This is a genomic window from Carboxylicivirga fragile (genome assembly GCF_050589805.1).
In the GTDB taxonomy this organism is placed as follows: domain Bacteria; phylum Bacteroidota; class Bacteroidia; order Bacteroidales; family Marinilabiliaceae; genus Carboxylicivirga; species Carboxylicivirga fragile.
Genome location: NZ_JBNGOY010000010.1, coordinates 12440 through 38485, shown reverse-complemented (window position 1 = coordinate 38485; position 26046 = coordinate 12440). Strand labels below are relative to the sequence as shown.

Below are 26046 nucleotides of genomic sequence, written 5' to 3'. Positions count from 1 at the left end.
ATTACCTTATCTTTATAGGTTGAAAAAAGCGAAACACAAACATTGACACAAATGAAATTTACAGCAAGTCAGATTGCCGAATTAGTAAGCGGTAAAGTAGAGGGAAATGCAGAGGCAACAATCACTAATGTTTCTAAAATTGAGGATGGTAAACCCGAAACCCTTACTTTTCTGGCTAATCCCAAATATACGAGTTACATTTATGACACTCAAGCCGATGTAGTCATTGTCAATGATGATTTCAAAGCAGAGAAAGAAATTTCCGCAACGCTTATCAGAGTTCCTGATGCCTATCAGGCAATAGCAATCTTACTAGAGATGTACGAACAAAGCCAGCCTAAAAAAACTGGTATCGAACAACCCTCTTTTGTGGATAAAACTGCAACTGTAGGCGACTTTGCATACATTGGAGCATTTGCTTATGTGGGTGAGAATGTAAACCTGGGAGATAATGTAAAAGTATATCCACAAGTTTACATTGGCGACAATGTTAAGATAGGAGATAACACTGTATTATTTCCAGGCGTTAAGGTATATAAGAATTGTACCATAGGCAAAGATTGTACGATTCATGCTGGTGCAATTATCGGCAGCGATGGTTTCGGTTTTGCCCCTTCGTCAAGTAATGGTTACAAAAAGGTAGCACAAATCGGTAATGTGATTTTAAAAGATCATGTTGAAATAGGTGCTAACACAACCATCGATCGAGCCACAATGGGATCAACCATAATTAAAAAAGGCGTTAAGCTCGATAATTTGGTACAGATTGCCCACAATGTGGAAGTTGGCGAACACACAGTGATAGCAGCCCAAACGGGCATTGCAGGATCGACCAAAATTGGTGATGATTGTATGTTTGGCGGTCAGTCTGCTTGTAACGGACATATTAAAATAGCAAATAAAACGAAGGTTGGTGCTCAGTCGGGCATTAGTAAAGCCATTCGTAAAGAAGGAACAATACAGCTTGGTTCACCTTCGATGGAGATAGGCGCTTTTAATAAGGCTTACGTTGTTTTCCGACGTCTACCTGAATTGAAAGCTCAGCTTGAAGCATGTGAAAAAGAAATTGCTGAATTAAAGAAATAAATGAGCTTTCAGATTTTAATCTGAAAATGGAACGGATTATGATTGAAAAACAAAAAACACTCAAACAATCAATTACCCTTAGCGGTACTGGATTACATACTGGAGCAAAGGTTAATTTTACATTAAACCCAGCACCAGAAAATCACGGTTATAAATTCAAGCGAATCGACCTTGAAGGAGCGCCTATTATTGACGCATTAGCCGATAATGTTTCTCACACACAAAGAGGCACCGTATTAAGCAAAGGTGAAGCAAGTGTTAGTACAATTGAGCATTGCTTATCTGCTTTAACAGCTCTTAAAATTGACAATTGCCTAATTGAAGTTGACGGACCTGAAGCGCCAATTTTAGATGGCAGTGCAAAATTCTTTGTGAAGGCCATTAAGGATGTCGGCGTTGAAGAACAAGATGCTGAACGCAAGTATTTTGTTGTCAAAGAAAAGATGACATACGAAAACAAGGAGCTAGGCATCAAAATTGTCGCACTTCCTGATGATGAGTTTAGTGCTGATGTTAAAATCTCGTTTGATCAATCACTGCACCTTTCTAATCAATATGCAACGCTCGATAGTTTTGATGAATACGAGGAAGAAATAAGTGCTTGTCGCACCTTTGTTTTTCTCCATGAACTAGAGCCACTACTTAAAAACAACCTGATTAAAGGTGGCGATTTAGACAATGCCATTATCATTATAGATAAGGAAGTAACGCAAGAAGAACTTGATAAACTTGCCGACCTGTTTGATCAGCCTCGTGTAGAAGTAAGACCTACTGGTATCCTTAACAATATAGAGTTAGTTCATTCTAACGAACCAGCTCGCCATAAGTTATTAGATGTAATAGGTGACCTAGCATTATGTGGCTTACCTATTAAAGGACGTATTATGGCGACTCGACCAGGCCACATGGCCAATGTTGAGTTTGCAAAAATGATTCGTAAGGAGATAAAAAAACGTGCGCTTAAACCAGAAACGCCAAATTACAATCCTAACGATACACCCATCTACGACATCAACGACATTAAAAAGATGTTACCGCATCGCCCACCATTTTTGTTGGTCGATAAAATTATTGAATTGAATGAATCTTCAATAGTTGGTGTCAAGAATGTGACCATGAATGAACCATTCTTTGTAGGCCATTTCCCGCACGAACCAGTTATGCCAGCTGTTCTGCAGATTGAAGCTATGGCACAGGCTGGAGGGATTTTCATTTTGAGTCAACTGGATGATCCAAGTGCTTATAGCACTTACTTCCTTAAAATTGACAATGTTAAACTACGCAAGAAGGTTGTTCCTGGTGACACTATTCTATTTAAACTAGAAATGGTAAGCGAATTCCGTCGAGGAATGGCCAACATGAAAGGCACAGCTTTCGTAGGCGATTCAATCGTCTCGGAAGGAGAATTTGTTGCTCAAGTAGTAAAGAACAAATAAAAAAGTACATTTGTCCTAGAAAACACACTGAATTAGGCTGAATAAAGACGCAAAAAAACAAGAAACATATGAAACAACCGTTAGCATATATTCATCCAGAGGCAAAGATTGCACCTAACGTGGTAATTGAACCTTTTGTTACCATCGATAAGAATGTAGTTATCGAAGAAGGTACGCGCATTGGATCGAATGTTACAATTCTTGAAGGATCACGAATAGGAAAGAACTGTAATATTTTTCCAGGAGCGGTAATTGGTGCTATCCCACAGGATTTAAAGTTTGCCGGCGAGGAAACAACAGCCGAAATCGGTAACAACACAACAATACGCGAATGCGTAACAGTAAACCGAGGTACTAAAGCTAAGGGCAAAACAATAGTTGGCAGCAACTGCTTGCTAATGGCCTATACACATATTGCACACGATGCCATTCTTGGCGATAATGTTATTTTGGCCAATGCAGTTCAAGTTGCAGGGGAAGTAGTTATTGATGATTTTGCAATCATTGGAGGTACTTCTGCCATACACCAGTTTGTACATATCGGATCTCATGTTATGATTTCTGGCGGAACGCTGATTGGAAAAGATGTTCCTCCTTATGTAAAGGCAGGTAGAGCTCGCATCTCATACGCTGGTGTTAATTCGATTGGTTTGCGCCGTCGTAGTTTTAATAACGATCAAATTAGAGACATCCAAAATATCTATCGCTACTTGTTCCAAATGGGACTTAACAACAGTGATGCTATTGAGCGCATTGAAGCTGAATTACCAGCATCAAAAGAACGTGATGAAATCATCTTATTTGTGCGTAATTCGCAGCGTGGTATCATTAAAGGATATTACCCCGAAGGATAATCAAAAAGAAATAAAGACATAAAAAAAGCGGCTATTAGCCGCTTTTTTTTTTATTTGAACAATTCACAAATTATCCAATAAGTTCTTTGTACTGATCAGCAGTTAACAGCTCATCTAATTCTGAAGTATCAGCTACTTGGATTTTAATCATCCAACCACCCTCAAACGGTTCTTTGTTAACAAGGTCAGGCTGCCCTTCTAACTCAGGGTTTACCTCAACGATTTTACCAGATAAAGGCATGTACAAATCAGAAACTGTTTTAACAGCCTCAATCGTACCAAATACCTCTTCTTTATCAAGCTCTTCGTCTTCAGTTTCAATTTCAACAAAAACGATGTCGCCAAGTTCGCCTTGAGCAAACTCAGTAATACCTACGGTAGCTATATCGCCATCAACAAGGATCCACTCATGATCCTTTGTAAACTTTAGATTTTCAGGTACATTCATTATAATAGTAGTTTTAATTTACGCTTTGTCAAATGTAAATAATTTATTAATTAAATTCTACGATTAACATCAGATACTTAAAAACCATACGAAACACTCAAACTCACTAGACCTTATCTAACAACGACTTACAACGACAACTCGTTTCTAAACGCTAATAAAAATCATATTTTTTTTATGCTATTGAGCCAAAGAGAAGCGGAAACTAACCCCAAAATTCGTATTAGTTGTAGGATAACTCAAGGATATATATGGGTTATTTACATTGGTATCGTAAAATACTTGCATATTAAATCGATCACTTAGAGCATAGTCAGCTGTAAACTTCACCGTAGTAATTTTCTGACCCGATGTCAATTGATTATACCCTTCCTCAACTTTACGTATAATACTGGTATTGTCGCGTATAGAAAAATCGGCTCGTAAATTTAAATCGTTACTGATAGATTTTTGACTTCCTCCATTTCCAAAGATCAAGTTCATCTTATCAAAGCGATAACCTAGGCCAATAACAATCTCATCGTTATAATTTTCGATGACTTGATTATTACCAATACTTAAACTTAAGGTTCTGGCTTTCTTCATCTCTAATCGTGTAGTTAAGGAATTAACCCAAGTAATATTAAATTGTATTAAAGGGTTAAACTGCTCAGAAACAGTGATGGCATTAACATCATACTCAGTAACTGGTTCAAATTGAGTATTGGGAGTGCGAGACACATATGCTCCCATATTATAGGTTGAACGATAGGCATGTGAAATATCAAAAGATTTAATAATATTTTTAAATGCTTTAACCCTTGATAAACCATCGTAAGTGATACGCCAGTTAGGATGTATCTTGGATAAACTCGGAAATGTTTCTGTAAAGATAGAATTCGCACTTTTACCTGAATAAGCAGCTAAGAACGATGGGATAAGCACCTCCTGTTTGTTTAGGTAAGCTCCGTCATCATCTTGCTTTACATTAAGTCGATCTGCCACAATCTGACGATTATTCAAGAAATCATTAAAGGTTTCTGATTCCATGGCACCTGTTCTTTCAACCGATCTGAATGCTGTACGGAAAATATTAAAACTCATTGAAAAGTTACCGCTTTCACTTCTTCCACTTGCTCGTGAATCGCCTGCTATATAATATTCATTTATATTTTTAGCATAACTTCGATCTGCATTAACATCAATCCTTAATCCTTTAATTGGCTCCAGAGTGAATTTAACAGAAAAGTCTTCACGATGCGTCATCACATACGGATTAACCATACTTGAATCTGTTGTGAGCCAGCCATTATTTGAGGCGTTAACGGCAAAATCACGATTCTGCCAACCAAGTATAAACGGCGCACCTGGCGCTGTAAAACCAGAAGAACTTCCCATGAATTTTGCCTCTGGCATAAACCCAGGTAAAATAGTACCATTATTTTCAGAATACGAGACCGTAGCCGATTTAAGAGAAGTCAACAATAATGTGGTGTAATCCATAGCCAATTTAAATGGTGAATTATTTTCTGAAACAGTACCTGTTACCATTACACGCGCATTCTCCGCCGTTTTATCTGGAATAAACTCAACCTTATTCTTACCTAAAGTATTTGATTTTCCTCTTACTGGTCGGCCGCTACTATCAAAAACGCGCACAGCCGTTTCCTCCGTTTTTAATTTATGATTAATGACATATGGCTTGCCTTCCTCAAGATTAATCTTTGAATCGTTAAAACGAACTGTTCGTTTTCCATCCTTCGAACCGCCACTAGAGCGACGGGATGAACGATACTTTTTATCCAATTCCTTTAAATATGGCACCTTTTTATATAAAGTTGTCATATTAAGCTGGCCATTGGCCTGTACGGTATTTGAATTTCGTATGGTATTACCAATCTTAGTATCATCATCAGCAGCTAGTACTGGTGCTGCTTCCCATTGATACATAGCGCGATATTGCAGGTTTGCTGATGTAAAATCTAACAATGGCACTTTATTAATTGGAATAGTATAACTTACATCAAAATTGTGTTGATACGTAGTCGTTCGTCCCATACTCATGATGTTACGCCATACCTCGTCGCGCCATTCATTATAAGCATCACGATCATAATCCTTGTTAACCGCACCTTCAGGCTCATCAATACGCGCGTTGGTAACCGCCTTAAAACTTAACTTAAGCGACTTGGTTAAACTATAGCGCATATCAAAATAACGGTTCCAATCAAAATCTTTCGAAACTGACAACTCTGGTGTAATGATCGATCCGGTATTATTACGTAATTGTAATTCTCGATATTGTCGACTAAACTCCCAACGGTACGACAATTGCGTAGGCAAATAATAGAAATTAAAATCCTTTATCAAAGCCAAAGACTTGGCATTAATTGCTTTCTTAAACGGCTCAACAGCCTTAGGGCGAGTTGTATAATTGTATGCTAATATACCTCTATAGCTTTTATCCGTTGAATGATCGGTATTTACATCGTGCTTACTCGTTTCGTTGAACGAATAGGTAGCCGAAATATTTGAAGGATCGTAAAACTGAACCTTTTCCTTTTTAGGCATTAATTTAACGTTCGTAAAGTTCACACTTCGGCGCTTAACAACATTCTGAGATAAGGCTTTAATCGAATCTTTCGCAGCTTCACTGTCCGCATTCTTCAATGCAACATCCAGGGGTATATCCGGATCGAGCGGGTAATACTTAGGACTGGCAACCGACTTTGAGTAACCAAAATAGAATGGCATGCTCAAACGGGATTCTGGCCCCAAGAACTTACCTAATTCAAGGTTTGTAGCTATATCGTATTGATAAAAATCTTCCTGACTACGCTCCTGTACACTTTGGTCGATACTTCCAAAACCTACAGTACTTTTCTTACCCGCTAAGGAAACGCTACCTAAATCGGCCAACTTAACCGACATACGTGCATTGGCAGCCCAGCCACCTTGCTCGTCAAAATCAGTCATGCGTAATTCGTTCATCCAAACCTCAATCGATTTTGTCCCACTTTTACCACGTGCGCGAACTCCCATGATTATGGTACGTACATTGCTCAAGTTAGGATTACCCATAACCGAAACCGTGTTATTATTGTTTTCTGGATCTCTAATTGGAAATAATTCATTAAAAAACGCCGTTGGGTTTTCCTTACGAGCCTCGTCGTTACGCCTCAACTTAACAGTCTGAAAAACTTCCAAGGCAATGTCAAAATCATTTTCCTCAGGCCACACAATACGACGATTCGTAGGATTATCCGTATAACTTCCTGGCTCAGTAATCTTAAGTGGTATTTGATACTCATAAAAATTGTCACTATAATCGCTACCAATGCGAATAAAAGCATACATTTGATTATCTTCTATTTCTTTGCCTTCTATAGCTTCAGCATGTACAAACATTTTCATTCGTTTGTACTGGCGAATATCCATATTCATGGTTTTATAAACAGCGCGTTCCTCTTCTCCTGCTAAATCTTCAACTTTCAATAAGAGCGATTGTTCATTTAATTCTCGTAACTGAGGATTAGCCGGATCTATAACACGATCGATACCCGGTGGAAGCAGATAATTGACTGGTGATTTTTGCGAATTTTCTTCAATATTAACAGCTGAAACCTCAAATTTTGTAACAACCTGATTATTATTACTACCTGTTTGATCAACAGCATCTGTGAATTTGCGCCAATCTCCTTTAATCAAATCCAAAGTCGCAAAACGCAGATTGGTCGTATCCTTAAATCCACGCATAAACATACGCATGAATCGAATGCTACGAAAATCAGAGATTGTACCCACAGTGCTATCAGGGATTGCTATAGGAATTCGAAATAAATACCAATCAGCTCGTATTCCATTTTTATCAGGAACCCCATACTCGCTATCCCCATCTCTTTTATCTACAATAAACTCATTCGACTCAACATCCATTGTACTTTTCGAAATGGGTATCTTGTATTGGAAATAGCTTTCATTCTCACTTAGAGTATTGTCTCGATTAATATCTTCAGCATCGGGCAATGATTTGGCAGCAGTTGGGAACGACTCACCTGAATATTCTGATGGTTTAGAGTTTCCTTCAGGATTATTAAAGTGCTTATAACGATCTAAGACACTAGCTCGTTCCTGATCCAGTATAGTTCCTCTAAAATACTGAAAATCATCTGAAGCCGGGTCAGCTTTAATTTTTACCTTAGCTTCACCTGATAGTTCATTATCTCCCATACCATTAATAAGTTCCATATAGGCGGTATAGAAATCAACTTCCTGTTCTGAATTCATCCCATTTAAACCCACATCTTGAGCCAAACGAGTTGCCGGATCGTTACTAAATCCATTTACCAGGTTCTGCTTTCGCGAAACATAACCCCATTGGGTATCATCCACATCAAAAGGTTCATTTGGCCCAGGTAATCCATGCTCAAACGATTTTCTTGAATCGCGTAAGATATCTTCGGAAATATTACCCAAGTTAAAATAGATTTCTCCATCATTTGCATCCGAGAAATCATCATTGTAAACATATGGATCCATCATCCAAAACTCAATGTATTCGATATTGGCTGCTTCAAAATCATTCACATCAATATTTCGCATCATTCCACCCCACCTGGTTTCTGGCTCCCTTAGTGTGCCATCTACATTGATCCCTTCAGAATACTCTGGATCACCATTTGCAAGAGCGTCAAAATTATAAGGCCCCCTTTCGTTCGGATAAAAAGATACATTTAAAACAGGTAAATTAGTGGCTTGCCCGTAAGCAGCTTGACGATTTGGAAATATTTCACTTTCAAAAACTTCTCGAACCCAATGGTTCATTTTCTGTTCTTCATCGTCTTTGATGTGCCCCGGTGTACGTGAATCATTTCTTAAAAACAAAGGATCGATGGAGTACCATGCAAACTTAGCACGGTTAATTCCATTTCTTAAATCGTCAATTAACTCTCCTTCAGGAAACATTTCTGATTGCCCTTGTGGTACACTTGCCAATTGCCAAGCTGTCCAGTTACGCATATCATACGAGATACGTGTTCCTTCAAAATCATCTATATAAGATGTACCAGTTTCATCAATAACCTCAGGATGACCAGGAATTAAATGGGCAAATTCTCCCTCAAAAGTAATGCTCGATTTTTCCTTTGTTTGTACCAAAGGTAAGGCATCGAGCGCCTCGGTTATACCCATTGATTCGGTAAAAAAGGACGTATTTAATCCCCAGATGGTATTTGAGATTGGCTCATCCCCAATGTTCACCTTTTGAGTCAAAGGTCGTTCGCTCAAATGCATTACGGTACCACCAATGTTAAAATTATCATTGATCTGATAATTCATGTGTGTTCCCATTAGCGTTTTTGTCTGTAAATTAAACAGCGACTGATTTTCTAAAGAAACCTGGATTGGTGTTCCCGATGATAATATACCCTGATTGATAATGCGAACACGCCCCAAGGTATAATCAACCGTATAATCCGTATTTTCAACCAAACGGATACCTCCTGCCGTTACTACCACTGAACCTTGTGGTACATTCATGGCATTCAAGGAAATCTCTGAGCCAGAATTTGATTTAAAACGCCCCTTTAATTTATATTTGTTTTTCGACGCATCTTGCTCAGCAATTATCTGTGTATTTTCATATAGACTATAGAATACATATTTGTCTATTAAAGCTGATTCTCCTACCAAACGAGCTTCGAGATCACTACCAAATGGCTCCAATACAGGGAAAATAATTCGCCCATTATCAGGTCTAATAGTAAAACCTTCAACATAATCAAAAATACCATCTGGCTGATAATCGTTACGTGTATTCAGATTATCCAAATTCATTAAACGAAGAAACAACTCGCCATTTAATGGCTGACCACCAACTTCCTTAGGTCCTTCCGGAAAATAATTTATATCACTACCTGTACTATCGTTTACGTAAGTAACATCAAGAATAAAATCCTCACGATTAACCTGATAGGCATTGATGGAATATATATTCTTCATCATCAAGTCCCAGGTAGGAATTGTAGGTGAAAGATTAGTACCCTTCAATAACTTCAATAATAAGGTTTGGTCTGCTTGACTCTGATCATTATTGGTGAATTCACCAACCTTATAGGATTGGCCCGACTTGGTATATTCGTAGGCAATACATAAAACTTCATCCGCATTCAAGGCCGAGTTTAAAGAGATATAACCCAGCTTAGGTTGGATGGTATATTCTGTTTCAGATAATTTACGTGCATTCTCCAGCTTCTCATAATGTACAGCATTAGCAAATCCAACATCATCAAATTGCGACCCTATAAGCGTTTGGGTTACTTTATTAATGTCTCTTACATCAGCGTAGGCACCCTCGCTCATATCATAATACAAAGTATTTGCTTTATTTTGAGGTGGCACACCTCGATCACCGCTCCACAAGTTGTTATGGTTATTGCCTCCATCCTCATCAACACTAATGCTTTCTTGATTCTCACCTAAATCAACAAAGGCCACCACATTACGTGATTCGTCCACATCACTGCGTCTGTTTGTTACCCATACCTCTACACGATTAATATTAACATCACTATTAATAATAGGTAAACGCTCTAAGGCATCATTATATCGTTCGCGAAAATATTTACTTAAGAAGAAATGTCGGTTTCGATCGTAATCATGTGCACTAATTTCAAACTCTTGCGTTTCGGCACCTCCTTCAATATTCATTACAGAGGTTTCGCCACGTTGCTGAGAGAAAATACTGGTAACCGTTAATTTACCGAACTGCATTTCCGTTTTAATACCAAACAAACTTTGGCTACCTGTAATTAAAGTTCCGGGCAAAGGCAAAGTAACGTTACCTGCTTCTACCTTCTTCAATATATCATCTTCACCACCTTCATATTCCAGGTTAATCTGGTTCTCAAAGTCAAAGGTTGCTTCTGTATTATAGTTAACGCCAAGCTTTAACTTCTCTCCAATGGTTCCAGAGATATTCATTTGAATTTTCTCTTGAAAATCGAAGGTGGTTGTTTTTCTTAATCGCTCTTGTAAAACAGGATTATCGATTGTGGTGCGCTGAACTCCTACACGTAATTCAGCCATACCTTGCAAACGCACATTGATTTTGTTACTTCCAAATATGCCTTCGAAAGCATCGCCACCAACATTTTGCCACATCTTGTTAAAAACCGAACTTTCACCAAACTGTGCATTATCTTCTTGCTGCTTGGTGCGCCAATAGGATAAGATAGACTTTCGTGTATCTACATTCAAGTAATCCTCAAGCGACATGGTGTAAGGCAACTTCACATCAATGTTACCCATTTTGCGATAAATGGTAACGTTGCCTGTTTTGTTATCGTACTCGGCGGAGTAACCAAGATTAGAAGGATCATGTAAATCAAGTCCTGATTGCTCTTCTTGCTCTAATAAGGGGTTTCCACTTTTATCTTTAATCTGATATTTAAGATCGACGGGTTCTGTTGTAAGAACAGAATCCGGTTGAGCCATCCAGCTTTCCGAAGCTACTTGATAGGGTATGTGAGACATTGGATTTGCATCAGCAACCAACATCATCCCTACTATGGAGAATAACACTATACTATTTCGTAGAATCTTCTTCAACTGCACTTAGTTCCCGGTACTGACTTACATTATTTTAAGAGCCTGTTTAATCACCTCTTCCACCTTAGCATCTGGCGATTGACTCAATATCTTATTTATGGCTTTTTGAGCACTTGCTTTTACAAAGCCCAACATCACTAATGCAGATAACGCTTCGTCGCGTATAGTATTGTCTTGCTCAGCAAATATTTTCGGATCCAATGGCTCCTTACTCAGCTTGTCTTTTAAATCAATAATAACACGCTGTGCCGTTTTGGCACCAATACCTTTAACACTTTTAATTTGATTGACATTACCAGTAAGAATAGCTCCCCTTAATTCTTCGGGACTAAGCGATGATAACATCATACGCGCCGTGTTGGAACCAATACCAGAAACAGAAACTAAATGACGGAATAACTCTCGCTCACTGGCTTCAGCAAAACCGTATAATTGAAAGGCATCTTCCCTTATGTTCTCATGAACAAACAATTGAGCTTGTGTTTTGCCCTCGAGACGACTAAAGGTATTTAAAGAAATATTAAGCATATAACCAATGCCATTCACATCAATTACAACATGTGCTGGGCTTGCTTCGGCTATTTTGCCACTTATGTATTCGTACATTAGATTTGGGTTAAGGCATAAATATATAAAGGAATTAAGTGCCGTAAAAGCACTTGGTCACCTTTCTTTATATTTTTCAATCAAAGAACCGTTATTCTGAGATTTCGTGTTTATTTATTCTTTAATAGGATTCCACCCTTGGGCTTGCAGCTCCACTTCCTGATCGGCATTGGTTACAAGGTATGATCCTTTACTTTCTTCAGTGATATGGCCAACTACATACAATTTCACATCCTCAAGATTTGCAAACTTCTCATAATCGCTTTGACTAATTGTGAATAGTAGTTCGTAATCTTCACCGCCATTTAAGGCAGCAACGATAGGGTTCATGCCCATCTCTTCTGCCAACATAGAGGTGGTTGGATCAATTGGTAATTTATCCTCATAAATACGACAGCCAACGTTTGATTGACTGCAAATATGTTTTATCTCACTCGACAAGCCATCAGAAATGTCAATCATGGATGTTGGAACAACCTCAAGTTTTGACAACAACTCAACCACATGCTTTTGCGCCTCAGGTTTTAATTGACGACTTAATAAATAATCGTAACCCGATAAATCTGGTTGAACTCCCGGATTGGAGCTATATACTTTTTTCTCACGCTCTAGTAATTGCAAACCCATGTAAGCTGCACCCAAATCACCCGATACACAAATTAAATCATTTGGCTTAGCCCCCTTACGATAAGCCAACTTTTCAGCATCTGCCTCACCCAAAGCCGTTACACTAATGGTTAAACCTGTTAAAGACGATGTAGTATCGCCTCCAACTAAATCAACATTGTAAAAATCACAAGCTGCATAAATACCTTCGTACAACTCATCCAATGCTTCAACAGACATTTTAGAACTCAAGCCTAAGGAAACAGTAATTTGCGTTGGGGTCGCATTCATTGCATACACATCACTCACATTTACAACAACAGCTTTATATCCCAGATGCTTTAATGGGGTATATGTCAAATCAAAATGAATACCTTCTAAAAGCAAATCTGTGGTAACTACCGTTTTCTTATTTGTAAAATCTATTACTGCGGCATCATCACCTACTCCTTTCACACTTGAATCGTGCTTAAGCTTTATATTATCAGTTAAATGATGAATTAATCCAAATTCACCTAATTGTCCAATTTCCGTCTTTTTATCTTGACTCATGCCTCGTTTTTTTATCAAAACCCAAAAGTAACAATAATAGAAGAGACTACAGAAGATATTACCATTTTCAGCCCTTATTTCTCATATACTTGGTTTTGGCACGCCAAATCAAAACAACTAGCAAGTTATAGCTTGTTGTGTTTTCTTCACATCTTTTAATGGTACTTCAATCATTCTTGGCAGCATTATTGCTTTTTACCTGTCAGATTTTTTTTCATAGATTTGGGTTAGGTTAATGAAAAACCAGTTTGCTAACGAGCAGGCTGGTTTTCATCTTTTATAAGCCCTATCAAGCTTTTTTTACGATGAAATTTAAAAAAATAAATATTTTTCATCCACTCATATTATTGACACAATACACATTAGCAACTCCTCCCTCACTCTTTTAGCATCGATAGCAAAAAAATATTTGCACATTACAATAAAGACATCTATATTTGCACCCGCAATAACGAAGAAAGACACACGTGTTTTAAGATATATTGCGGGGTGGAGCAGTTGGTAGCTCGTTGGGCTCATAACCCAAAGGTCGTCCGTTCGAGTCGGGCCCCCGCTACACAGAAAGCCGAAAAACGAAAGTTTTTCGGCTTTTTTGTTTTATGTAATAAAAACTAAATCACCGGCAACCAAAATGAGAATGTGGTTCCTTGCCCTTTGGTTGATTCAATAGAAATATCACCTCCCATTAAATACATCAATTTTTTACAGATTGCCAAACCGAGCCCAGTTCCGCCATAGATAGCATCCTTTCCTTCTACTGCCTTATGAAAAGCTTCAAAAATACGCTCCAACTCACTATCCTCAACACCAATACCACTATCCTTAATTTCAAAATAAAGATTAGGCTTATCAAAACAACACTTTAAACTAATAACACCAGCGGCAGTAAATTTAAATGCGTTTTCAAGTATATTAAAAATCACCTCTTTAATTCGTACCTCATCCAACAATATATTCTTATTTAATAATTCGTCGGAAATATCAACAAGCACTTTTACCTTATCACTCTCCTTCAAATCACAGTAGGCTTTCACCTCTCGAAATAAAGGACGCAGTTGCACTTCTCTTTTACGTATCCTTAGTTGATCGGCTTCAATCTTTGCTAATTCCAGAATATCATCAATTAACACAGTCAAGGAGTAACTGTTTTGATTAATTAAATCCAGATAGCTCTTTTGCTCCTTCTCCGAAAAATCAGTTTGAGTTAACAAACTCGAAAAGCCAACAATGGCATTAAGAGGTGTTCGAATTTCATGCGACATATTAGCTAAAAAAGCAGTTTTAAGTCGGTCTGATTCTTCTGCTTTATCTTTTGCTACAATTAATTCACTTGTTCGCTCTTCAACCAGTTTCTCCAATTGCTCTCTGTGTTTCAACAATTCATCATTTTGCACCAATATCTCTTCCTGCTTATCTTCAAGAAGAGAGTTAACTGAAACGAGTTCTTTGGTTCGTGCATTAACTGCCTGTACTAATAATTGATTTCGTCGCTTCATCGAATATAAACGAACCTGATGAAATACTGTAAACACTAATAATAAAACAACCACAAGCACAAGCCAAAACCAGATTGTTAAATAATATGGCGGCGGCAGAATGATCTCTAACTCAACTATAACATCATCAAACCAAACTCCATCAGCATTTGTACTTTGCAATTGAAATATATATTCGCCATAATTCAAATTAGAATAGGCTATACTTGATTGAGAGGATGTGGCATATACCCACGCCGTATCTTGTGGCAACAACTTATAACGGTATTGTATACTTTGCGGAGCAGCATAATCAAAAGCTGAGAAGAAAATTTCGATATCTTTCTCGCGATGATTTAGGTTAATTTTTTGACGCTCCCAAATAGGCTTATTTGTCTCATCAACTTCATTTAGTTCAGCTAATAGGGATTGTCCATTGGCTAAAAAATTAGTAATCTTCAGTTTGGGTTTATATTCACTATGAACAATATTCTGAGGGTAAAAGAAACTCAAACCATTATTGGTTCCAAAAAACATTTCTCCGCTCTGAGACTTATAATAGGCATTAACAGCAAATTCCCTCGAAACCAAGCCATCCGCTTCGTTGTAGTTTGTAAACCGCTTTTTGTCCTTTTCAAAACACGACAAACCATTATTTGTGCTAATCCATAAACAACCAGCATCATCCTCAAGAATTCCCCATGTAATATCACCTGCCAAGCCCTGATCCGAAGAATAACTCACAAAGCGATCTTCCTCGTCAATAAATCTACTAATACCGCCACCTTTGGTAGCAAACCAAAGTGAACCATCCTGAGCTAAATGAATACAATTAACAAAATCGCTATTCAAACCAAAATTATTCTGCTCATTAATCACATAGGTTTTAAGTTTCTTGCTAGTTCGATTATACTTTACAATACCATTTATTGAGCCAAACCACAGATCACCATTTTTATCCGCTTGAATATCCCAGATTCTACTATTCAACACTTTATTTGCTAAAATATCGACAGTATTAAGCCTATGAATAATGCCATTGTGCAACGAATCTTTGTGAATTGCACTTACCCCCTGAAAACCCAACCACAAGTAACCCTCACTATCTTCAAAATAAGCACTTATTAACCATCCTGGCAGACCACGACCAGTAAGCTCTTTATTTTGCAAGGCATACTGATGTGAAAGCCGTAAAGATTGATGATCCACTTTATATTTATTCAAGCCAATATCACCAATCAGTAGTTCGCCTTCATAATCACGGATTTGATATACTTTACGATCCGACACAAAACCTTGATCCTTATCCATGCGGATAACGGCATTGGATTTTCTATCAATTAAATTAAGCCCTTCATCGGTTGTTCCTACCCACAAGTACCCTTTTCTATCTTCGTATATCGACCTTACCTTATTACTTGATAGACTATTAGAATCATAAGGATGATGTTGTAAAGTATTAAACTTCTGTTTTTCTGGCTTAAAGAAATTTACACCTTCTGCCAAACTTGGTATCCAAAGAGTACCTGATTCATCCTCAAATATCTTTTCATCGTGTCTAAAATCAGGTTTTAATGAATATGTATTGATGGGGTCATGTTTAAAAACCTGCATTTGTTGACATACTGAATCAAGCAGGGCAATAAAATTGTAACCAACCACCCAACACCGATTCTTACTATCAATCTTAAAACTGGTAATACCATTAGAAGGAATCAAATTTTGTTTCGAAAACTTGTGATAATGAATACCACTCTTACTCTCCAAATCATGCAACATAACACCACCATCATGATATCCAACCAAAACGTGCTTATTGTATACCTTCAGACTCCTTGGACGAATATAATCCAAAGCCTCATGCGTGTCTAAATCGAGTGCAATTTCATCAAACTGAATGTTATCTTGATTTTCGTAATTTAAACGATAAACGAACTCGTTCGAAACAAACCAAGTATTACCATTATCATCAGATGCCACCGCTCTAACCGAAGGAATCTTCTTGTTGACAAAAAGCTCCAAAGGGCTTCTACTTATCGAATGTATATCTCCTTTATTTTTATATATCAAGGAACTAACCTTGTCGCCATCCTGAGTGTAAACCCAGACTGTACCTTGTGCATCTTCCGCTAACTTATAGTAATACCGCTTAACACCATTCAAAAAATCAGCTACAGGTAAGAAGCGTCCCTGCCCATTTTTCAGGTCGATTAAACTAATTCCTAGGTGAGGATGCGTTATCCAAATATTACCGGAACTATCAACAAATATTTCTCTTATTTCTTTCTCGTTAACTATTGAATTTGTCAGCGAATCAGAAATCTCGAGTGGATGAAAAGTTTGCGTTCCATAATTAAATACATGGATACCATCGCGAGTAGCTATCAACAAGCTGTCGCTATTAATCGAATATATATCACTTATATTATTGGATTGCAAACTATACTCTAACTTATGGTTATGAGTAAAAACAAGACTCTCGTATCCATCAAAGCGACACAGGCCATTTTCCGTTCCAATCCAAATAAAACCATTATCATCTTGCGTGATACAAGTTGCTGCATTTGAAGGTAAACCTTCATTAATGGTTAAATGATTAAAGTATATGCTAGTTTGCGCTTGGCAAAATATAGATCCTACTTGCGCCCATAATAACATGAAGAGCATCAATATTCTTATACCCATAGGCTTGCTTTGCCTAAATATACTAATTTTAAGAAAAGATTCAAGCCACAACATGCCTGTAAAACAGAAAAAGCCACAACCCATAGGCTGCAGCTTTAGCGAATAACTACCAATACATGTCAGGTAAATCAAGTGTTCTTCATATCGAACTATATCTTCTACTTAATCTTGTATTTTTCTCCTGGCTTTAAACTGATGCTTTTCGATGCTCTTTCTATTTCAATAACTGTATCGCTTAACAAATGCAATTCCCATCCAAGCTCCTGCCGAATTAAGCAAATATCGACTTGATCCGAAAACTTAATTTCTGCACCTTCAATGGTCAGCTGTCTCACATTAAAAACATAATGAGCATCTTCATTGGATAGACTTCGTACTTGTTCACCATCTGCTTTAAAAGGCATGGTATTTACTTCCCATCCTTTTATCTTATAATTTTTACTCTCATCAATTCTATTTCCATACCCTTTGTAAGGATAGATAATGGTGAGAAACGAATAGTTTTTCTGATCGGCTTTAGAAACAATATTCCATTGCTTACCTCTTGCTCCCGATGAAGTTACCTCGTCAGCATCGATCAACTGAAAAATATCACATCCTGTGGCATCATCAAAGGAACTCCGTAATAAATCAGCTCCGTTTTCGGAAGTATAATGCCCCTGCCAAACCTGTTTATAAGTATGACTTGATTCAGAATTAAAATTATCTTTTACAATCCAAAACTCATCTTTTACATAGACTACCTGTCTACTATACTTCACTCCTACATTCTCAAAACCATCATGAGTTCCCACAAATAAATCAAAATCATCATTACTTTCCCAGGTAATTACATTTGGCTGAGGCAAGCTTTTGAACTTACCAAATCCACTTCCCCCCTTATTTGATGTCCATTGCTTACCCTGTAGCTCGTTATCAACAAGTGCCACATTTTTCACTAAAGAGTTTTTAAACAAATCGTAGTCCTTTAGTGAATAACGCACCTGATAATTAGGCAGAATGGTTTTACCATATGCTATGGCTTGAATACCGAGCATATCACCATGCTGATGATCGGGCTTGTCCTTATCCAAACCAGCACTAGTAATCATCATCTTATCTTCTGCACTCCAACCCTCACGCATAATGTAATAGTGGGTATATGGAAAGAATAAAGAGCCATATTCTGGCTTTTTCGTATCAATACTATTTAATCCTTGTAATTGTTTCTGATTAAGAAACCAATACATTTTATCGCGCACTTCGGCTTCGGCAAAATAACCAATCTGAGGATCATCAAACAGAACATAACCTAAAGTCATGGTTCCACTAATATTATTTTTCTCCGCCCAAGGATCATCGGTATCGTCTTGCAAGACCGGAGCACTTTTGTCGGGATAAGCTACTTTTGCTAAAGTCGTAAATAAGGACTTTAGCTGAGCTTCCCACAATGTATCCACCTCAATGGAACTAATATTTGCCAGTTGGTATACGTAGAAATAATTGGCGATATCGCTCATGTGATAATGCACAGAACGCTCAAACTGAAAACCATCTGCATTTATCTCTTTTTGCATATGAGCCTGCAATATCTCCATGGCATGTTGATACCAAAGATCCGTCCCTTCAAAATCGCGAAACAAAATAGCCAACATAGCTAAGGCAGACATGCCTCGCGTTTGGTGATTACCCGATTTAAATTTAGCATTGGTTTCGTATAGATGAGCACCATGTTGTAGCAAAGTAGCTATGGTTTGTAGCTGCATCTCATCCGTATAGGCATCCTCACCTAAAAACAAATTGTGAATACTTAACCAATTCAACACCCGATAACCCGAACGAAAAGCCTCATATACGCCATTGCCATCTTCAATGGTTTCAAATTCATCCGCATAAAAGGCTGCATTTAACGATCTTAACTGGGTATGCCAATAATGGATGTAACTAGGATCTTTGCCTTCTTAAAAATACAGATAAGCAATATCCATCATTTTATGTTGACGTGCCAAATGACGCAGAGCATACGAATTGACTGGTGAGCCATCTAAATAATTAAATGGTAATTTCCAGATAGTTGAATCTGCATATTTACCCATATGATCGGCCGCTCTATCGCGATGCTCCCTTTCATTAGAGTAAAGTTGATTATACAGTTCGAAACGCTCATCAACATTTTGATAATTATAAAAGAATCGCTCTGAAAACTGCTCACGAAGAACGCTGGCCAAATCTCCGTCACCGTTTAAATTCGATTGTACATCACGCTTCAAATACTTCAACAAATCGGTTGTTGGCAGCACCTTATCGGCAGGTATGTTTTTGGCCGATACCGAAATCGCTAAACAAACAATAATACTTAATCCTAATAACCTTCGCCAGTTCATCATAGCTCTTAATAAACCAATGTGAGTTTTAAATTTTCTTCAACAATTAATTTTCCTGAGTGAGATAAGGTATTGTTCGAATGTGTATTGTTTTTAGCTCCCCATAATAAGGCTACCAACTTTACCCGATTACTTTTGAAAGTATTATTTGAGATATCTACATTAACAATTCCTCGCGTATTCAATAATATGCCATTAGATTCTCTATGACCACATTCTACAAATGTACTATTGGTAACACTCAAGTTACCTCCAATGGTTGACTCATCATATCCTCCACGATAATAATCAATGACATTTGCAGCCACCTTTGTAAATTCACACTGGTTAATCGTAAGAAATTCCACATTGTAATCCCCTTTATCATTGGTTTCTTCCGACAGTTCTATTCCATTAGAACAATCAGTGATATTACAAGAAGAAAAACTAATTACATCCGCAAAACTTTGCTTGTAGGCTTTCAAAACATAATCAAAGTTTGAAATATTACTGCCTGAAATATGCAGGGAATATAAACTAGACATATTCTCCTTTAAGCTGGCAAAAGCATACTGCCTATTCTTTCCTTTCAAATTAAGCTCTTCGATAACTAAATGTCCCTTCGGATTCATTGCAAAAGCAGGACTTTGATCAATACCAGAATATACCAGTGTTGCCCTATTATTATTGTCCTTCGAACGGATGGTAATCGACTTATTAATAATAAGTGATTGAGTAAACTCATATTCTCCGGCTGCGAGTTCAATAATATCTCCAGCCTTAGCTTCGGTAATAGTTTTTGCCAGATCCGCTGATGCCGGTTCTACTTGCCAAACTTTTGCATCAATGGCTTCTTCTGCATCAGAAAACCACGATGGACCATATTTCCCCTTTGTTAATAAATCAACAGGTGTTGAACCATTAGTGACCACAGCACCTGGCATTGCAACAATTGATCTTTCGTGATTTAATAAATCACCATTAATGGTTTCAAAACCATAACCTTGATATATTTCCATACCATCAAAAGAAGCAGGCACAAAAACAGATGATCCAAGCGGATTCATTTCAAAATCTGCCACTTCTAAGCCTTTGCGCTCATTAAATTTTACGCCCGCATTGCTGATGTAGTTATTGGCAAAAGTTACTCCATCGGCTTTATCGTGTTCAACAACTAAATGAGGATCGCCCACCTCATTGTAAATAATATTGTTTGCTACTTCCATGCGTATTGGTCGAGCAGAACGTATTTCTGATTTCGGCAACACCTCTGCCTGGGAAATATTTGTTCCTACACCAAATTGCCATGGCGAACGACAATTCATATAAGTATTGTAAGCCACAACCACATCGGTTACTTGATTATAACGATTCAATGGTGACTTAGGAATACCATTCATAACAGCAAGCGGACTTCGGAAACTCTTTCCAATCAAATTGTAAAAGAAGTTATTTGTCACCCAATGGCCGGTATTAATAATCCGAATACCACCAATGTTTTCAGATTTACCATCTCCTAAAAACAGATTGCCATCAATTTTACAATAGTTACCGTGGCGCATCACAACCGAACCTTCACAACGATCAAAAACATTATTTCGAAATTCGTTGAAATTGGTCTTATTAGATATTACTTCAACCTCTCCATTACACTCTTCAAAATAGTTATTTGCTATAGTAGTATAACCTGGTGACATAGAAGTAAAGCTACTTCCAAGCTGTATGGTTTCAGCTTTAGGCCCGCCTTTACGTGGACGTGGACCAAAATGGTTGTTTACAATTTGGTGATAATTATTAATATTCCCATTACCCTTAATATCAACTCTTAATGTAGGCCCTTCGTTTGACTTCCCACTTAAATAACAATGATCCATTTGATTGAACCGTCCGAAAAACTCAACCCAATGATCGGAACGATCACGACTCATTTGATTGTAGTCTTCAATAAGACATTCAGTTACTCTACAGTGGGTTGCCACCTGACTCTTACCAATTTTAAACTGAATCACATTCTTGCTTGGTGTATAACCATTTCGAAAGTACAAACCTTCAACCACCAAATAAGAACCTCCTATCTCCAAATTAGATTGTCCTTCAATGAAGACCTCTCCGGCAGTTTCTGCTCGCAGTGTAATCGGTAAGCCATCTTCTCCTTCGCCCGAAAACTCGATCTCAACGTTTTCCCATACACCATTAGCCATTACAATATTGTCTCCTGCAACAGCATTTTCTATTGCAGCATTCAACTCATCTGCATTTTTTACATATATTTCATTTGCTTTTGGCTGACAAGCAGTAAATAAGAACAGTACGACGGCTAATACTACCAGATTAAATTTCATGACAATCTTTTAATTTTTATACTTTAAATAATAAACAGACATATGATCAGAACCTTAAACGGCCCTGATCTCATCAATAATGGCACGTGCTTCGATTACTTTATCACGTAATGCCTGATAATTTCCATTCGCAATCATATCTTTTGAAATCAGTTGCGATCCCATTCCAACACAATGCACACCAGCCTTAAACCACGCACTTAAGTTTTCGCGGGTAGGTTCAACACCTCCGGTAGGCATTATACTCGACCACGGACAAGGCCCTTTTACCGCTTTAACAAAATCTGGCCCGCCTACTTGTTGACCCGGGAATATCTTAACTACTTCAGCACCTAACTCTTCGGCCTTTGAAATCTCGGTTAAAGAACCACAGCCAGGTGACCAAAGCACTTTGCGTCGGTTGCAAACCTTGGCCACATCTTCGTTTAATATGGGCGATACGATAAAATCGGCGCCTAACTGAAGATAAAGTGAGGTGGTGCCAGCATCCAATACAGATCCAACTCCCATTGCCATTTCAGGCAATTCAACACGTGCATATTTTGTTAGGGTGGCGAATGTTTCGTGAGCAAAATCACCACGATTGGTAAACTCAAACACCCTCGCTCCTCCATCGTAACAAGCTTTGAGTACTTGTTTGCATATTTCCACATCGGCATGATAAAACACTGGCACAATACCACTGTCTTTCAACTTCATCGTAACTTCTATTCTTGAAAATTTTGACATAATAAAAAGTTTGAAGGCAGAAGACAGTAGGCAGAAGTTACTAATACGTACTAACAGCTACTGACCACTGACTTATAAATTATCTACTCACTCGTCCTGAAGCATCACCTCCCATTAATTTCTCAACTTCCTCAACTGTAACACGATTGTAATCGCCATATACAGTATGTTTCAAACAAGAAGCTGCAACGGCAAAATTCAATGCACTCTGATCATCACCTTCGTAAGAAAGTAAACCGTAAATTAAACCTCCCATAAATGAGTCTCCTCCTCCAACACGATCAACAATGTGGGTAATCTCGTAGTTTGGTGATTTAAATAAAGTTTTACCATCGTACAATACGCCAGCCCAGGAGTTATGATTTGCACTTACTGATCCGCGTAAAGTTGTTATTACCTTCTTACATCTTGGGAAACGTTGCATTATCTTCTGAGATACCGATAAATAAGCATCAGCATCAACATGCCCGCCAGTAACATCTACACCATCAGGGTGAATATTAAGCGACATAGCTGCGTCTTCTTCATTACCAAGTACAACATCACATCCCTCAACCAAACTAGGCATTACTTCGCTTGCTGTTTTGCCATACTTCCAAAGGTTTTTGCGATAATTTAAATCTGTAGAAACAGTTATACCTCGCTCATTGGCAGCCTTAATAGCCTCCAAGCAAACTTCAGCTGCTGATTCTGAGATGGCAGGTGTAATGCCTGTCCAATGAAACCAGTTGGCTCCATCAAATACTTTATCCCAATCAATCATTCCTTTTTCAATCTCTGAAACAGCCGAATGAGCACGGTCGTAAACCACCTTACTGGCACGACTTACAGCCCCCGTTTCAAGGAAGTAAATCCCCATGCGTTCACCACCATATATAATGTCACTTGTGTCAACGCCCAATCCACTTAACTCTTGAACACAAGATTTTGCAATATCATTTTCGGGCAAACGAGTTACAAAACTCACCGGGATACCATAATTAGCCAATGATACCGCTACATTACCCTCGCCACCACCAAAGGTTGCTGTAAATTCATCAGTTTGATTAAAACGTTTATAGCCTGGTGCTGCCAAACGCAGCATTATTTCTCCAAATGTTACTACCTTATTCATAATAATTTATTTAAAAACCCTTATATTTTCTTTTCTTAATACACTAAAACTTTCCCTGTATGTAATTTACCACTTTGTGAAATCAAAGTCACTATATAAACCCCTTTTTTAAGCCCCGTAACTATTGTACTTTCTTCTTCAATATTATTTAGCTGTGAAACTAGTTGACCAGTTTGATTATATACAGAAAGTGATTTACCCAAGGTGTTTTCAACCTTGAACCAATCCTTTGCAGGATTTGGGTTTAGTATAAGTTCTGCATTTATGACACAACTCCAAATAGCTGTATTTGGTAGTTCGTGAATACTAAAAGCATTAAAAAGTACTATTTCATCTTTTAAATTAACCTCATCATTTAAGCTACGATAAATACCCCATTTAGGCCGTATAAAATCGGCTCCTGTTTTCCACATCCGGATATTTGTATTTTCATAATCAAAAAGCACTTGCGACTCGGAAACGGTTTTAATTTCAATTTTATATCGCCCAGTTTCACCAAAAACAACTTCTTCAACTACTTCGACCCATTGTCCTTTGAAATCATCTAAATCTACTTTTGTAATGGTTTCCTGACTTAAATTTTCGGCATAACGTAATTCCAATTTATCAGGATTTCCTTTTCGTGCGGTAAGTGTTATCAACGGCATACTTTCTTCGCTGCCACCAACCGCCTTAAGTTGATGCAAATGTGTAAAACTACTGCTTGGCGCAAAATCTGATTCAATTTTAAATCGCCATTTATACTCAACTTCCTCGCCATCTATTGCTTTAAGATCATCAGGCGATTTGTCATAAGTTTTTATCTCAACCCTTTGGCGATCATAATTTATACATCTGTCCGAATCTTCATCCCTATGGATATGAAATCGGAATACATATTGATCTAATTCAGTATCATAAATCTGATCAATGTGTGATCCAAAATCACCATGATCACAATCGGGCACTTCAACAACATTATAACCGGGCGCTAACACCGAATTAATCAAATCATAAGTATCAGTTACGCCATCAGCATTAAGTTCAGTCTGAGCAAATACACTAGAACATGACCAAAATACAATTATTAATAGGCAAACCGTTTTCATAAAAATCTCTTACATTTATAAATACCATGGTTAATCATTAAACTAACCATGGTAATTATTAATTGTCACTTTTTCTTATAATGCTATTTTTGCTGTTTTAAATTCTCCCAATACATTAGTATACTGTACTACATATATTCCTTTTGCAAGATCTGTTGTAATTGTTTCCTTTGAAGCGATTTCTTGAGAAAAACGCAAGGCTCCAGTAAGGTCATAAATATTCAATTCTCCTGGCTGATCTTCGTTATTAGTAATATTTTTACCTGCAACCAAAATACTTAACTGATCATACGATACCGAATTTAATGCTGCTGGTATACCACTCCAAAGGCCGTCCCACGCAGTTGAAACGCGAATACTACTTATAGTTGCACCAATCTTATTCTGTTTAACATTAATAGCTATTTTGGAATTACCGCTATCGTAATCTGTATTAGTATCACTATTAACCACTGATACACCAATGTTTTCAGCTGCCGTCTTTGACATATCAGGATTAATATACAAACGAACGACATCATCATTTCCATCATCCTCAGACCCAATTTTATCATACTCAAGTACAAGAAGATACGTAGTATTTAAAGCATAACCTGATTGAGAACCAATGGTAGAAGAGTTTTTCGAAACACCGAAGGTTACATCACCTGCATCAGCTCCAACATATACGCGACCACGAGCAAAATTACTAGACGTTGAAGCTTCCCAAGTAAAAATATCCTGAGGTGTAGGATTTGCACTTTCTACACTAATCAAGAAAGCAGCATAAAGCTTATCAGTAATAGCCTGATTATACACACGTCTAGTCGAAATACGATCATCATTAGTGTCATCGGCAGATAATACCACTGAGTTACCAATTCCAGAGGCAATATATCCGCTATAAGTCAAAGCTCCAGCACTAACAACAGGACTCACACCATTTTGATTTGTTGATTTTAAACAACGATACCAAGATGTTTCAGACAATACGACTCCTTCTTCAATAGGATCACTAGCATTGAACGATTCAAAGTTTTCAACGAATTGAATTTGTGCAAACATGGACGAAACCATGCAACTTACTACGAATAAAGTAAATAATCTTTTCATACTT

At 37.7% G+C, this 26046-nt stretch carries 15 protein-coding genes, 1 tRNA gene and 1 pseudogene; 4 read left to right on the top strand and 13 right to left on the bottom strand.

Annotated elements, in window-relative coordinates; translation table 11 throughout:
• Positions 1 to 51: 51 nt before the first annotated feature.
• The 3 genes from lpxD (at position 52) to lpxA (ending at position 3376) form a co-directional block, all read left to right on the top strand.
• Complete coding sequence (gene lpxD, locus ACRD7B_RS05805; protein WP_430823533.1) at positions 52 to 1086, top strand: UDP-3-O-(3-hydroxymyristoyl)glucosamine N-acyltransferase; 1035 nt, start codon at positions 52 to 54, stop codon at positions 1084 to 1086.
• Between the two features lie 38 nt (positions 1087 to 1124).
• Positions 1125 to 2522: a bifunctional UDP-3-O-[3-hydroxymyristoyl] N-acetylglucosamine deacetylase/3-hydroxyacyl-ACP dehydratase gene (locus ACRD7B_RS05800; RefSeq protein WP_430823532.1), complete on the top strand. Its 1398-nt coding sequence runs from the start codon at positions 1125 to 1127 to the stop codon at positions 2520 to 2522.
• Positions 2523 to 2590: 68 nt separating this feature from the next.
• Positions 2591 to 3376, top strand: a complete 786-nt coding sequence (gene lpxA, locus ACRD7B_RS05795; protein WP_430823530.1) for an acyl-ACP--UDP-N-acetylglucosamine O-acyltransferase — start codon at positions 2591 to 2593, stop codon at positions 3374 to 3376.
• Between the two features lie 70 nt (positions 3377 to 3446).
• Here lpxA and gcvH read toward each other — a convergent pair whose 3' ends face one another.
• From gcvH to thiL, 4 genes are all read right to left on the bottom strand, one after another.
• Positions 3447 to 3824, bottom strand: coding sequence for a glycine cleavage system protein GcvH (gene gcvH, locus ACRD7B_RS05790; protein ID WP_430823529.1), 378 nt, complete (start codon positions 3822 to 3824; stop codon positions 3447 to 3449).
• Positions 3825 to 4004: 180 nt separating this feature from the next.
• Complete coding sequence (sov, locus tag ACRD7B_RS05785; protein ID WP_430823528.1) at positions 4005 to 11411, bottom strand: T9SS outer membrane translocon Sov/SprA; 7407 nt, start codon at positions 11409 to 11411, stop codon at positions 4005 to 4007.
• Positions 11412 to 11435: 24 nt separating this feature from the next.
• Positions 11436 to 12017 carry a Holliday junction branch migration protein RuvA gene (gene ruvA / locus ACRD7B_RS05780; RefSeq protein ID WP_430823527.1) on the bottom strand — a complete coding sequence of 194 codons (582 nt, stop codon included), beginning with the start codon at positions 12015 to 12017 and terminating at the stop codon, positions 11436 to 11438.
• 114 nt (positions 12018 to 12131) lie between these two features.
• Entirely contained in the window at positions 12132 to 13175 is a 1044-nt protein-coding gene (gene thiL, locus ACRD7B_RS05775) for a thiamine-phosphate kinase (RefSeq protein WP_430823526.1), read from the bottom strand.
• Positions 13176 to 13658: 483 nt separating this feature from the next.
• Between thiL and ACRD7B_RS05770 the strand changes: the two genes are divergently transcribed.
• A tRNA-Met gene (locus ACRD7B_RS05770) sits at positions 13659 to 13731 on the top strand.
• A gap of 55 nt (positions 13732 to 13786) precedes the next feature.
• On the opposite strand, the gene ACRD7B_RS05765 is transcribed toward ACRD7B_RS05770, so the two are convergent.
• The 9 genes and pseudogenes from ACRD7B_RS05765 to ACRD7B_RS05725 form a co-directional block, all read right to left on the bottom strand.
• Positions 13787 to 17335 (bottom strand): ligand-binding sensor domain-containing protein, encoded by a 3549-nt coding sequence (locus ACRD7B_RS05765; RefSeq protein ID WP_430823525.1) that lies wholly within the window; start codon positions 17333 to 17335, stop codon positions 13787 to 13789.
• Positions 17336 to 17493: 158 nt separating this feature from the next.
• Positions 17494 to 18564, bottom strand: coding sequence for a heparinase II/III domain-containing protein (locus ACRD7B_RS05760; RefSeq protein WP_430823619.1), 1071 nt, complete (start codon positions 18562 to 18564; stop codon positions 17494 to 17496).
• 117 nt (positions 18565 to 18681) lie between these two features.
• Positions 18682 to 19257 (bottom strand): annotated as a pseudogene (locus ACRD7B_RS05755) (heparinase II/III family protein); the annotation flags it as partial.
• A gap of 18 nt (positions 19258 to 19275) precedes the next feature.
• On the bottom strand, positions 19276 to 19701 hold the full coding sequence (locus ACRD7B_RS05750; protein ID WP_430823524.1) for a hypothetical protein: 426 nt from the start codon (positions 19699 to 19701) through the stop codon (positions 19276 to 19278).
• A gap of 5 nt (positions 19702 to 19706) precedes the next feature.
• Complete coding sequence (locus ACRD7B_RS05745; protein WP_430823523.1) at positions 19707 to 22019, bottom strand: chondroitinase-B domain-containing protein; 2313 nt, start codon at positions 22017 to 22019, stop codon at positions 19707 to 19709.
• Between the two features lie 54 nt (positions 22020 to 22073).
• Positions 22074 to 22748, bottom strand: coding sequence for a bifunctional 4-hydroxy-2-oxoglutarate aldolase/2-dehydro-3-deoxy-phosphogluconate aldolase (locus tag ACRD7B_RS05740; protein ID WP_430823522.1), 675 nt, complete (start codon positions 22746 to 22748; stop codon positions 22074 to 22076).
• Positions 22749 to 22827: 79 nt separating this feature from the next.
• Positions 22828 to 23862, bottom strand: a complete 1035-nt coding sequence (locus ACRD7B_RS05735; protein WP_430823521.1) for a PfkB family carbohydrate kinase — start codon at positions 23860 to 23862, stop codon at positions 22828 to 22830.
• A gap of 35 nt (positions 23863 to 23897) precedes the next feature.
• A complete protein-coding gene (locus ACRD7B_RS05730; protein ID WP_430823520.1) occupies positions 23898 to 24950 on the bottom strand; it encodes a T9SS type A sorting domain-containing protein in 1053 nt (350 codons plus the stop codon).
• 75 nt (positions 24951 to 25025) lie between these two features.
• Positions 25026 to 26042, bottom strand: a complete 1017-nt coding sequence (locus tag ACRD7B_RS05725; protein WP_430823519.1) for a T9SS type A sorting domain-containing protein — start codon at positions 26040 to 26042, stop codon at positions 25026 to 25028.
• Positions 26043 to 26046: the final 4 nt, after the last annotated feature.

Excerpts from the sequence above, each read along its gene's own strand:
- lpxD (WP_430823533.1), top strand. The coding sequence starts at position 52 with ATGAAATTTACAGCAAGTCAGATTGCCGAATTAGTAAGCGGTAAAGTA.
- ACRD7B_RS05800 (WP_430823532.1), top strand. The coding sequence starts at position 1,125 with ATGATTGAAAAACAAAAAACACTCAAACAATCAATTACCCTTAGCGGT.
- lpxA (WP_430823530.1), top strand. The coding sequence starts at position 2,591 with ATGAAACAACCGTTAGCATATATTCATCCAGAGGCAAAGATTGCACCT.
- gcvH (WP_430823529.1), bottom strand. The coding sequence starts at position 3,824 with ATGAATGTACCTGAAAATCTAAAGTTTACAAAGGATCATGAGTGGATC.
- ruvA (WP_430823527.1), bottom strand. The coding sequence starts at position 12,017 with ATGTACGAATACATAAGTGGCAAAATAGCCGAAGCAAGCCCAGCACAT.
- thiL (WP_430823526.1), bottom strand. The coding sequence starts at position 13,175 with ATGAGTCAAGATAAAAAGACGGAAATTGGACAATTAGGTGAATTTGGA.
- ACRD7B_RS05765 (WP_430823525.1), bottom strand. The coding sequence starts at position 17,335 with ATGGGTATAAGAATATTGATGCTCTTCATGTTATTATGGGCGCAAGTA.
- ACRD7B_RS05760 (WP_430823619.1), bottom strand. The coding sequence starts at position 18,564 with ATGTATTGGTTTCTTAATCAGAAACAATTACAAGGATTAAATAGTATT.
- ACRD7B_RS05750 (WP_430823524.1), bottom strand. The coding sequence starts at position 19,701 with ATGATGAACTGGCGAAGGTTATTAGGATTAAGTATTATTGTTTGTTTA.
- ACRD7B_RS05745 (WP_430823523.1), bottom strand. The coding sequence starts at position 22,019 with ATGAAATTTAATCTGGTAGTATTAGCCGTCGTACTGTTCTTATTTACT.
- ACRD7B_RS05740 (WP_430823522.1), bottom strand. The coding sequence starts at position 22,748 with ATGTCAAAATTTTCAAGAATAGAAGTTACGATGAAGTTGAAAGACAGT.
- ACRD7B_RS05735 (WP_430823521.1), bottom strand. The coding sequence starts at position 23,862 with ATGAATAAGGTAGTAACATTTGGAGAAATAATGCTGCGTTTGGCAGCA.
- ACRD7B_RS05730 (WP_430823520.1), bottom strand. The coding sequence starts at position 24,950 with ATGAAAACGGTTTGCCTATTAATAATTGTATTTTGGTCATGTTCTAGT.
- ACRD7B_RS05725 (WP_430823519.1), bottom strand. The coding sequence starts at position 26,042 with ATGAAAAGATTATTTACTTTATTCGTAGTAAGTTGCATGGTTTCGTCC.